The following is an 11,264-nucleotide window of genomic DNA, read 5'->3' as shown; positions in this document are numbered from 1 at the left end:
GGGGTTACTCCCGGTCGTCGGCAGTAGCGGCCCGGCGCCGAAGGAGGACGACCGCCCCTGCGACGAGCACCAGGACAACTGCACCGCCCACAATCCACGGTGCCGGTGACGGCGAGGTTTCAGATGCGGTGTCTATGGCGGAAACCGGCGTTGCGCTATAGAGTCCCCACGGACCGTTCTGCGAGGAAATAACACCTGATTCGGATGGTTGCGTCACGAATCCGGTAAAGCGGTCCGAACGATACGCTTCCAACGCACTGCCGTAATAGATTACGTTGTTTACGGCAGCGTTGTAGATTTCCTTCTGCGCCTGAATAACAAGTTCACTGCGCTTTTCCTGGTCGAGTTCCGTGTGCTGCGCAAGGTAAAGTTCGTCGAATTCCGGGGAGCACCAGTTCGATTCGCTGGTGGCTCCGGTGCCGTCCGCGTTAGGCCTCGAGGAGCACTGGTTGATGGAGAGCTGGAAGTCCGGATCCGGCCCCATGCCCCATCCGGTGAAGTACATGTCGTAGTTGCCTACCGTGGAATCGTCATTTACCTGGGCTGGAGCCTTCATCTCTGTGGTGACGTCGATTCCGATGTCCCGCAGCCAGGGTTTGATGTAGTCAGCCATCTGCTGGTGGGTTGGGTCCGTGCTGCGCCCCATCAGGCGCAGGGAGAGCGGATTTCCCGATTTGTCCGCACGGATGCCGTCGGGGCCGGCGGTATATCCGGCGTCGTCCAGCATTTTGTTGGCGGCTTCCGGATCAAAGGACAGCACGAGCTCCTCGGGTGCCGCATCCCAGTGATACAGCGGATAGGTGGTGGGCACCTCTCCGGTACCGAGAATTCCAAGCCCCTGGCGAACCTTGGACAGCAGGGTTGCGTTGTCGACAGCACGTGCAATGGCCTGGCGGAGCACTTGGTCCTGCAGGGCAGGGTTTCCGTTGCCCAGCGGTTTACCGTCCGAGTCCAAGGCACCGGGGTTGACGGCCAGTGCAGTGTAGCGGCGGCCTGTCCCTTCGTTGACTGTGATGGTGGGTTCGGATTCCAGCGCCTGGAACTGGGCCGGGGTCAGGCCGCTGACAATGTCCACTTCACCGGTCTTTAGCGCCTGGACAGCTGCATCAGTGTTCTTGTACGGAACGTAGGTGAGGCCGCTGACCTTGGCCTCCCCGTGACGGTAGTTCGGGTTGGAAGCGAGCTGCACACCGGCTGCCTGGTCATAGCTGGTGATGACAAACGGTCCGCTTCCAACGGTGTCAGCTGCGTTTTCGAAGGTGGCCGGGTCCTCAAGAGCGCCCCAGATATGTTCCGGCACAACCGGGATGTCAGCACCCGGATTGGGTGCCTGGGCTTCGGAGAGTGTGATTTCGACCGTTGTGTCATCGGGCGCCTCAACCGACACGAAGTTCTCCACCAGCGAGCCGTTGGCCTGTTTAAGCTCGTCGATCTCCATGATGGCGTTGTACGTCCAGGCCACGTCCTCGGCCGTCAGCGGTTCGCCGTCGGACCACAGTGCATCGCCCGGAAGCGTGTAGGTCCAGACCGTACCGTCCTCCGACGTCTCCCAGCTGTCCGCGATCCCGGGCACGATTTCATTGTTTTCCGCCCCGAACTGAACCAGGTTCTCATACTGGAACGTCAGGATGTCCGACCCGGTAGCCAGGACCGAAAGGAACGGATTGAGAGTATCGATGTCACCGATCAGCGCCGCCTTGAGCATCGGAGCTGTGGATGCGGTTCCCTGCGCCGGTACTGCCAAGGCCAGCGGGGAGACAACGATGGCCCCGGCCCCCAGAACCGCCGCCGCCGTGCGGCCGCGGTGCCGCCGGACCTCCCCTGCGCCGGGTTCCGGGAGAGACTTCGAGCGTATGGACCAGCGTTGGAACACCATGTGGAGGCTCTTTTCTGTTGTGAAACTGATAATGCTGAAGACGCATATTGCATGCAGATACATCGTTTTCGATGCACATTTACCCGCAATAAAACCCAAAATCACGAACGATTGAGTACAACATATAGAACGGCAAACTAATCCCGCAACTGTCCTATAGTTGTCAAAATCCAACAGTTTGAAACATTCCCGAAACGCTCCACTTCCCACGGAACCTGTGTTGTACTACGCCTAGGAGAGCTTCTTTGAGCACGACTGACCCCGCGGCACTCTGCGCCGATCTGATCCGTTTTGACACCACCAACCTTGGCAACGGGTATGGGAAAGGCGAGAAAGAGTGCGCAGAATTTATCCAGAATTTACTTAAGGCGGCCCACTATGACGCCCAGATACTGGGCCCCTCCCCCGACCGCGCTTCCGTGGTCGTGCGGGTCCCCGGGAAGGACAGGGATCTTCCGGGGCTGCTGGTTCATGCCCACATCGATGTGGTCCCGGCAGAACCGGAGCAGTGGAGCTTTGATCCGTTTGCCGGGATTATCCAGGACGGCTACATCTACGGCCGCGGCGCCAGCGACATGAAGGACATGGCCGCGATGACTCTGGCCACGCTGCTGGACTGGGCTGAACGTGGTCTTCAGCCGCGCCGGGACATCGTTGTCGTTTTTGTAGCCGACGAGGAAGACAAGGGCGAGTACGGCGCGTTGTGGCTGGTCCGCGAGCACCCTGGGCTTTTCGCAGGTGTGGAAGCCGCGATCGGAGAATCCGGCGGCAACGCGACTCCACTGCTGGCCGCCGACGGCTCCACGGTGACGGTGTATCCGGTGGCAGCGGCGGAGCGCGGCACGCTGCACCTTCGCTTGAGTGCAACCGGAACGTCAGGCCACGGGTCCCGGCCAGTCCCGGACAGTGCCGTCACCGCTTTGCTTGACGCGGTCCACAGGATCAACCACCATACGTGGCCGATCGTCCTGACCGAGACGGTCCGCAGCTATATCGACGGTGTCTCAAGGGCCTTGGGTTACGAACCCGATCTTTGCAGCGACGAGGGGATCCTGGCGGCCATTGACACACTCGGTGATGCCGGCAATGTGGCACGGGCTACGATTCGGTGTTCATCGACAACGACAGTCCTGCGCGCGGGTTACAAAGTCAATGTTATTCCCGGCCTGGCCGAGGCCGAGGTGGACGTGCGGTGCCTGCCGGGAACGGAGGACGATGTCCTTGCCACGATAGACGCCATGCTGGGCCCCCAGGTCAGCCGCGAGTTCCTTTCCAACCAGCCGGCAGTGTCCTCACCGGTGGATTCATCCTGGTTCGAAGCTATGAGGGCCGCGCTTGTGCGGCACGATCCGGAAGGCGTGGTGGTCCCTGTCTGCATGGGCGGCGGCACCGATGCAAAGGCGTTCAGCGCACTCGGCATCAATTGCTACGGGTTCTCCCCGTTGGGTGCAGACCCGGACGGCCGCACCGTTGCCGGGGTACACGGCGTCGATGAGCGGGTTCCCGTGGCATCCGTCCGGTCCGGCGCTGCTGTACTGGGCGATTTCCTCATTCATGTGTGACCCAGGACTGCCCGGTTCCGCTGCGGAGGAGTTTTCCACGCGTGTCCTGGCCGGAATCGTGCCAGGGGGTGCATATACCTTCGGCCGGCACGGAAAGGTGATTGCCTCGGGTGGTTACGGCAGTGTGGACCCGGGAGGAGACAACACGCCGGATACACACACGCCATACCGGGTCGCCTCCTGTACCAAGAGCTTCACTGCTGCACTGGTCCTTATCCTCCGCGACGAAGGGCTGCTGGATCTGAGCCGTCCGGCGGAAGACTACCTGCCAGTGCTCCGCAGTGCCTTCCACGAACGTATCCATCCGACTGCTGAAATGCTCCTGACCATGTCCGCGGGCCTGGCAACAGACAACCACTGGGCCGACCGCCAGGAGTCAATGCCGGCAGCCGCACTGGACCGGCTGCTGGCCCTTGGGCTGCCTCTCGCTGCCGATCCGGGGACCGGGTTCGCCTACTCCAATCTGAGCTACGCCATTCTGGGCCGCATCGTGGAGGAAATTACGGGCACACCGTATACGGACCTGATCGCCGAACGGCTGCTGCAGCCGCTTGGCCTGACCGAAACTGCGTTCTCCGCCGGAGCCCTCAACGCTCCCCCGGCCCCGGGTTTCCGCCGTCTGGACGGCGCCTGGCAAGTTGAGCCCTTCACCAGCCCCGGGGCATTTTCGCCGATCGGAGGGCTTTTCAGCTCGGCAGCGGACATGGCCAGATGGGCCGGATGGCTCGCTTCGGCTTTTGCCCCGGAACCGGAACGGCCGGATGTCCTGGCCCCTGCGTCCCGACGCGAGATGCAGCAGAGACAGCGCCTGCTTATGCCCGCTCAGAACGGGCAGGTGGCGGAGCTGCCGCGTGCCTACGGCTTCGGCCTCTTTATTGAGGAGGTGCCCGGTTACGGAACCGTGGTTTCCCACTCCGGCGGCTATCCGGGTTTCAGCTCACATATGCGCTGGCATCCTGAAACCGGGCTCTTCGGCATCGGAGTGGAGAACGCCACCTATGCTGAGGCGGCGGTGCCGGTCAGGCGGATTTTTGCCCGGCTGTTGGAGGACAACGCGCCGCCGGTCCATGGCCAGGGCGCGCGGGAATCCGCGCTTCCCTGCCCCGTACCGCCGCGGCCGGAGCCTTGGGCCTCAACCCTCCACGCCCGAGAGCGGATCAACGAGCTGCTGACCCAATGGGATGACGCACACGCATGCGCGGTTTTCGCTGACAATATGGTGAAGGATCTTCCAATGGAGCACCGCCGGGCGGAACTGACCAGACTCATGAAGGAGACAGGTGGCCTCAGCCCGGCTCGGGCAACGCCAGCTGTCCCGGAGAGCTCCTCGAAGATCAGCTGGCGCGTCCCAGGCCGGTATGCAGATCTGCACTGTTCGCTTAGCATCACCCCGGTGCGGCCGGAGCTCATTCAGGAACTGGAGTTCTCGGTAAAACCAGAAGGGGCGCTCGGTCTGATCCGCGCCTAACCGCTTTCCGGGATAACGCAGCCAGCCCCGGTCCAATCGGACCGGGGCTGGCTGCAGTTTTAGTACTGGATGCCGGGTTTTAGCCCAGGCGCACCTTCAGGTTCTCGTCCAGTGCGGCGAGGAACTCTTCGGTGGTCAGGTAAGCCTGGTCGGGTCCGACCAGGGCTGCAAGGTCCTTGGTCATCTTGCCGGATTCGACCGTCTTGATGACGACGTCTTCAAGGGTCTCGGCGAAGTTGATGACCTCGGGGGTGTTGTCCAGCTTGCCGCGGTGCATCAGGCCACGGGTCCACGCGAAGATCGAGGCGATCGGGTTCGTGGAGGTGGGCTTGCCCTGCTGGTGCTGGCGGTAGTGACGGGTAACCGTACCGTGAGCTGCTTCAGCCTCGACGGTCTTGCCGTCCGGGGTCATCAGCACGGAGGTCATCAGGCCCAGCGAGCCGAAGCCCTGCGCCACAGTGTCGGACTGGACGTCGCCGTCGTAGTTCTTGCAGGCCCAGACGTAGCCGCCTTCCCACTTCATCGCGGAGGCAACCATGTCATCGATCAGGCGGTGCTCGTAGGTGAGGCCGGCTGCTTCGAACTGGTCCTTGAACTCGGCGTCGAAGACTTCCTGGAAGAGGTCCTTGAACTGGCCGTCGTAGGCCTTCAGGATCGTGTTCTTCGTGGAGAGGTACACCGGGTAGTTCCGCTGCAGGCCGTAGGCGAAGGAGGCCCGGGCGAAGTCGCGGATGGAGTCGTTGAAGTTGTACATACCCATGGCCACGCCGCCGTCGTCACCGTAGGTGACAACCTGGGTCTTGATTTCTTCCCCGCCGTCCTTGGGGGTGTACGTCAGCGTCAGGGTACCGGCACCGGGCACCTTGAAGTTAGTGGCCTTGTACTGGTCGCCGTGGGCGTGGCGGCCGATGATGATCGGCTTGTTCCAGCCCGGAACCAGGCGCGGGATGTTGGAGATGATGATCGGTTCACGGAAGACGACGCCGCCGAGGATGTTACGGATGGTCCCGTTGGGGGAAACCCACATCTTCTTCAGGCCGAATTCTTCGACGCGGGCCTCGTCCGGAGTGATGGTGGCGCACTTGACGCCCACACCGTGTTCCTTGATGGCGTTGGCGGCGTCGATGGTGACCTGGTCATCCGTGGCGTCGCGGTTCTGGATCGACAGGTCGTAGTACTTGAGGTCAACGTCCAGGTACGGATTGATCAGGCGGTCCTTGATGAACTGCCAGATGATCCGTGTCATCTCGTCGCCGTCGAGCTCTACGACAGAGCCCACAACCTTGATTTTGTCAGCCACACGGTCTCCTAGTGTGATGGGGGTCCGGACATGGCTTTTGACATGCAGGGACCCGGCTTTTTGGGTCTGGTATCTGAGTCCAACTATGCCACAGCGCCCTTGCGCTCCATAAACTGCAGGCTGCGCGCATTCGTCACACGCGCAGCCTGCAGACCGGAGGGCCGGAGGACGCTTCCTAGTGGAAGAAGTGGCGGGCGCCGGTGAAGTACATGGTGACGCCGGCAGCATTGGCTGCTGCAATTACCTCTTCATCACGGACTGAACCCCCGGGCTGGACGACGGCGCGGACACCGGCGTTCAGCAGGATCTGAAGGCCGTCGGCGAACGGGAAGAACGCGTCGGAGGCGGCCACCGCGCCGCGGGCGCGCTCGTCGTCGTCCCCGGCGAGGGTGTTGGCGCGTTCCACGGCGAGCTTGCAGGAGTCCACCCGGTTGACCTGGCCCATGCCGACGCCGACGGAGGCTCCGTCACGGGCCAGCAGGATCGCGTTGGACTTGGCGGCGCGGACCGCGGTCCAGGCGAAGACCAGATCAGCCAGCGTCTTTTCGTCCGCGGCTTCGCCGGCGGCCAGCGTCCAGTTGGCTGGGTCGTCCCCTTCGGCCTGCACGGTGTCCGGCTGCTGCATCAGCACACCGCCGGAGACCTGGCGGAACTCCACCGGGTTGCGGCCGTAGCCGTCGGGCAGGGTCAGCAGGCGGATGTTCTTCTTGCGGGTCAGGATTTCCACGGCCTCGGGCTCGAAGTCCGGAGCGATGACAACTTCGGTGAAGATGTCCTTCACGGTTTCGGCCATGCCCGCGGTAACAGTCCGGTTCGCCGCGATGACTCCACCGTAGGCGGAGACCGGATCGCAGGCGTGCGCCTTCAGGTGGGCGTTGGCGATCGGGTCCGCGGCACCCGGAGAGGCCACAGCCACACCGCAGGGGTTGGCGTGCTTGACGACGGCGACTGCCGGTTCGTCGAAGTCGAAGGCGGCGCGCAGGGCGGCATCAGCGTCGACGTAGTTGTTGTAGGACATCGCCTTGCCGTGCAGCTGGTCAGCCTGGGCGACGCCGGGCAGCGCCTCCTGATCAGCGTAAAGCGCGGCGGCCTGGTGCGGGTTTTCGCCGTAGCGCAGCACCTCGGAGCGTTCCAGCGCCATGCCGGTGTAAGCGGGCCAGGCGGCGCCGGCTTCGGTGCCGTCGCCGAACTGCTGGGCGGTCCAGGTTGCTACAGCAGTGTCGTACGCAGCGGTGTGCGCGAACGCTTCGGCGGCCAGCCGGCGTCGTTCGTTGAGGTCAAAGCCGCCTTCAGCGGCAGCAGTAGTGACGGCGCTGTACTTTGCCGGGTCAACGACAACGGCGACCGACGGGTGGTTCTTAGCCGCGGCGCGGACCATGGAGGGTCCGCCGATGTCGATCTGCTCCACGACGTCGTCCTGGGCAGCGCCGGACTTCACGGTTTCGACGAACGGGTACAGGTTGACGACCACCAGGTCGAAGGCCTCGATGCCAAGTTCCTCCAGCTGGTCCCTGTGGTCCTGGCGGCGGCGGTCAGCGAGGATACCGGCGTGTACGCGCGGGTGCAGCGTTTTCACCCGGCCGTCCAGACATTCAGCGAAGCCGGTGACTTCGGCAACCTCGGTGACCGGCACGCCGGCCGCAGCGATCTGCTTGGCGGTCGAGCCGGTGGAGACGATGCTGACGCCGGCAGCGGAGAGGCCCTGGGCCAGTTCCGTCAGTCCGGTCTTGTCATAAACCGAGATCAGGGCCCGGCGGATGGGGACACGGTCGAGGGGGGTGTGTTTCACGGAAGGCACTCCAGGTGACGTGGTTTCGGCAGATCGAGCCGCGACCGCCGCGGATTGCGGCCGGGCGGGCCCGGGACCAGTTTATGCCCGGCGCACTGAGCTTTACCGACTGCGGGTAACAGAGCCGGAGCCTGCGGACTCATTCGCCCCGATATCCCTCCTGGGAGCCATCCATGGTCTGACTGTTAGGGCTGCCAGCTGGCAGCTGGCAGCGTGAGCCCGCTGGCTGGCTCAAACATCGCTCGCCCTCGACGGCGCCCATTCCTCGCACCCTGCTTCACCCTCCTAGTCCTCCAGAAGCTCCCAGTGCACACTTCACAGGCTCCGCCTGACAGTTGGACGGGGCGCTGGGAACTGGCCCCGGGGCCGGGACGGGCGCTGGGGGCTGGGACGGACACTGGAGCCGGCCGCAGGGCTGGGCCGGACACTGTGGGCCGGAGCGCTGGGAACTGGCCGCGGGGCTGGGCCGGACACTGTGGGCCGGAGCGCCGGGAACTGGCCGCGGGGCTGGGCCGGACACTGGGGGCTGGGCACCGGTGCCGGGGACAAACCTTGCGGTGAGCCGAAAAAGTCACCGTTTGCCAGCGTCGGGAGCGGTTCCGGGAATTTCGTTGTACAGTTTTACGAGTTTCGACGAATTTGACTATAACTCCCCCGGAAGGCCACTCATGACCACAACCCACACCCTCCCGGCGGGTGACGAGGTAGTCCAGAATCTGCCTTGGCGCTGGCGGGTCCAAGGCAGGATTTTCCTCATCGGCGGGCTCGGTTTTATGTTCGACGCCTGGGACGTCACGCTGAACGGCGTCCTGATTCCGCTGCTCTCGAAGGAGTGGGGCCTGGTCCCCGCCCAGGCAGCTTGGATTGGCACCGCCAACCTGCTCGGTATGGCGATCGGCGCCTTCGTGTGGGGGTCTATCGCCGATGCGATCGGCCGCAAGCGGGCTTTCACCGCCACCCTGCTGATCTTCTCGATCTTCACTGTTCTCGGTGCGTTCGCACCTGACATCGCCTGGTTCTGCGTCTTCAGGTTCTTCGCGGGAATCGGGCTTGGCGGTTGTGTACCGGTGGACTACGCACTGGTCGGAGAGTTCACTCCGCGGAAGCAGCGCGGCCGGGTACTCACGGCCATGGACGGCTGGTGGCCGGTGGGCGCTGCCCTGTGCGGCGTCACCTCCGCGGTGATTATGGCAACCGTCGCGGATTGGCGCTGGACCATGCTGATCATGGTGGCGCCGGCCCTGCTGGTGTTCTGGGTGCGCCGCTCAGTTCCGGAATCGCCGCTCTTCCTGGTCCGCACGGGGCGCACCGAAGAAGCCAAGGCCGTGATCAATGACCTCATTGCCCGCACCGGCGGGACCCAGACCGAATGGCGGCTGCCCGAACCCGAGCCGGCACCGAAGTTCACGCTGAAGACCATGGGCAGCCAGCTGACGGAAGTCTGGCGTTCCAACCCGAAATCGACCGTCACCGCGTGGTCCCTGTTCGTGACGATCCTGCTGGTCTACTACCTGGCCCTGCAGTGGATGCCGAAAATCCTGGTTGACGCCGGCTTCGCCGAATACAAAGCGTTCCTGACAACGTCCGGCATGGCCGCCGTCGGCCTCTTGGGTGTGGTGGCAGCCGCCCTGCTCGTCGAACGTGTGGGCCGCAAGTGGCTGCTCGCGGTCACCGGGCCCGCTGCCGCAGCGTCTCTTGTGGTGGTGGCACTGGTGGTGGATGTTCCGGCTGCAGCAACCACCTGGCTGCTGATCTACGGGTTCGTGGTGCAGATAGCCATCCCCGTGCTGTACACCTATGTCTCCGAGCTGTACCCGACCAGGCTGCGTGCCAGCGGTTTCGGGTGGGCGTCAACGGCGTCGCGGGTGGGGGCCGGGTTTGGCCCGCTGCTGTTTGTCTCCGTGCTGTGGCCGTATCTGGGCCTGCCGCTGTCCTTTGCGGTTGCCGGCGTCCTGGTTCTGGCCGCGGTGCTGTGGATGGCCCGCTTTTCACCGGAGACCCGGGGCACCGCACTGGACTAGGAGTTTTGTGGGATCGGCCGGGAGCATGCAGATTTCCGGCCGGTCCCGCACTGCCTCAGGTCAGCGCCGGCGGTCAGCGCTGGGGAAGCGAGGGAACACCCATGGTGCTTAGCTGCCGCAGCGTTTCAATCAGCAGCCGGCGTTCCTGGACCTTAATTCGTTCGTGCAGCGATTCCTCGGTGTCGCCGTCGAGCACCTCCACTGCCGTCTGAGCGAGGATCGGACCAGTGTCCACACCGGCGTCGGCAATATGAACCGTGCAGCCGGTGATCTTCACCCCGTAGGCCAGGGCATCGCGGACGCCGTGCGCACCGGGGAAAGAGGGCAGCAGCGCCGGGTGGGTGTTGATGTAGCGGCCGGCAAAGGTGTCGATAAAGTGCTCGTCCACAATCCGCATAAAACCCGAGGACAGAACGACGTCGGGCGCGTAGGACGCGACCTTCTCCGTCAGCGCGCGGTTCCAGTCAGCCCGGACGGCGTAGTCCCGGAAATTCACCAGGAACGTTTCATATCCCGCCGCTGCAGCCCGCTCGACGCCGTAGGTGCCCGGGCGGTCGGCCCCCACCGCGGCGATCTCAAGGTCCAGATCCCCCGCGGCTACGGCGTCGATGACGGCCTGGAGGTTAGAGCCGGTGCCGGAGACCAGAACAACAATTCGCATGTGTCAACCTTAAGTCCAAGCGTCGCCTAGGCTTAATCCATGAACAACGACGGCCCTCCACTGAATGCGCGACCGCCGTTTCCTCCGGCTACCCGCAAGCCCGAGCCGACCGAGGCGCAGACCAAAGAAGCCCGGTCCTTCCTCTGGGTGTTTATCGCTTTACTCGCCGGTATGCTGATCAGCTCCGAACTGGCCCTGCCCTGGAAGCTGCTGCCGCTGGCATTGGGCGTTGCCGCCCTGGTGGTTGGCATCATGGCGATGGTCAAGATCATCCGTTTCGGTATGCACCGGATGCTCCGGGTCATCGTTTCCATGGGCCTGGCAGCTACCGCGTTTATGACTCTGGGGCTCGCCGCCATGGTGGCATTGTGGCCGCTGACAGCCAAGTACGAGACCTGCATGCAGTCGGCCTTGACGGTCCAGGCGACCGAGAACTGTGTGCAGGACTACATGACCTTCGGCGGAATGATCCCCGAACCGTAGCCAGCGGGTCCGGCGTCAGCCGGCTCGGCGTCAGGCCGGCGTCAGCGGGCTGAGGCTGGCGGGCTGAGGCCGGCGTCAGCCGGGCCGGCGCCAGTGGACGGACG

8 protein-coding genes are annotated in these 11,264 nt (G+C 63.9%); 4 read left to right on the top strand and 4 right to left on the bottom strand.

Annotated features, from left to right (window positions below):
* Positions 1-4 precede the first annotated feature (4 nt).
* Positions 5-1,876, bottom strand: a complete 1,872-nt coding sequence (locus tag AL3_RS07290) for an ABC transporter substrate-binding protein (RefSeq protein WP_066298720.1) — start codon at positions 1,874-1,876, stop codon at positions 5-7.
* Between the two features lie 245 nt (positions 1,877-2,121).
* Between AL3_RS07290 and AL3_RS07285 the strand changes: the two genes are divergently transcribed.
* Both AL3_RS07285 and AL3_RS07280 read left to right on the top strand, forming a co-directional pair.
* Positions 2,122-3,438 carry a M20/M25/M40 family metallo-hydrolase gene (locus tag AL3_RS07285; RefSeq protein ID WP_066298718.1) on the top strand — a complete coding sequence of 439 codons (1,317 nt, stop codon included), beginning with the start codon at positions 2,122-2,124 and terminating at the stop codon, positions 3,436-3,438.
* Positions 3,431-4,906: a serine hydrolase domain-containing protein gene (locus AL3_RS07280; RefSeq protein ID WP_161599354.1), complete on the top strand. Its 1,476-nt coding sequence runs from the start codon at positions 3,431-3,433 to the stop codon at positions 4,904-4,906. Before AL3_RS07285 ends, AL3_RS07280 begins: the two co-directional genes overlap by 8 nt.
* Positions 4,907-4,985: 79 nt before the next feature.
* Here AL3_RS07280 and AL3_RS07275 read toward each other — a convergent pair whose 3' ends face one another.
* Positions 4,986-6,206, bottom strand: a complete 1,221-nt coding sequence (locus AL3_RS07275; RefSeq protein ID WP_083521538.1) for an NADP-dependent isocitrate dehydrogenase — start codon at positions 6,204-6,206, stop codon at positions 4,986-4,988.
* A gap of 175 nt (positions 6,207-6,381) precedes the next feature.
* Entirely contained in the window at positions 6,382-7,995 is a 1,614-nt protein-coding gene (purH, locus tag AL3_RS07270) for a bifunctional phosphoribosylaminoimidazolecarboxamide formyltransferase/IMP cyclohydrolase (RefSeq protein WP_066298713.1), read from the bottom strand.
* A gap of 668 nt (positions 7,996-8,663) precedes the next feature.
* On the opposite strand from purH, the gene AL3_RS07265 reads away from it, so the two are divergent.
* A complete protein-coding gene (locus AL3_RS07265; RefSeq protein WP_066298710.1) occupies positions 8,664-10,016 on the top strand; it encodes an MFS transporter in 1,353 nt (450 codons plus the stop codon).
* A 73-nt stretch (positions 10,017-10,089) separates the two neighbouring features.
* Here the strand turns inward: AL3_RS07265 and purN are convergent, their stop codons facing one another.
* Positions 10,090-10,677: a phosphoribosylglycinamide formyltransferase gene (gene purN / locus AL3_RS07260; protein ID WP_066298707.1), complete on the bottom strand. Its 588-nt coding sequence runs from the start codon at positions 10,675-10,677 to the stop codon at positions 10,090-10,092.
* Positions 10,678-10,716: 39 nt separating this feature from the next.
* Here purN and AL3_RS07255 point away from each other — a divergent pair, with 39 nt between their 5' ends.
* Entirely contained in the window at positions 10,717-11,160 is a 444-nt protein-coding gene (locus AL3_RS07255) for a hypothetical protein (RefSeq protein WP_066298702.1), read from the top strand.
* The last annotated feature ends 104 nt before the right edge of the window (positions 11,161-11,264 follow it).

Origin of the sequence: Arthrobacter luteolus NBRC 107841, from assembly GCF_001552075.1 — a bacterium.
In the GTDB taxonomy this organism is placed as follows: Bacteria; Actinomycetota; Actinomycetes; order Actinomycetales; family Micrococcaceae; genus Arthrobacter_B; species Arthrobacter_B luteolus.
This window is presented reverse-complemented; position numbering and strand designations above follow the sequence as displayed.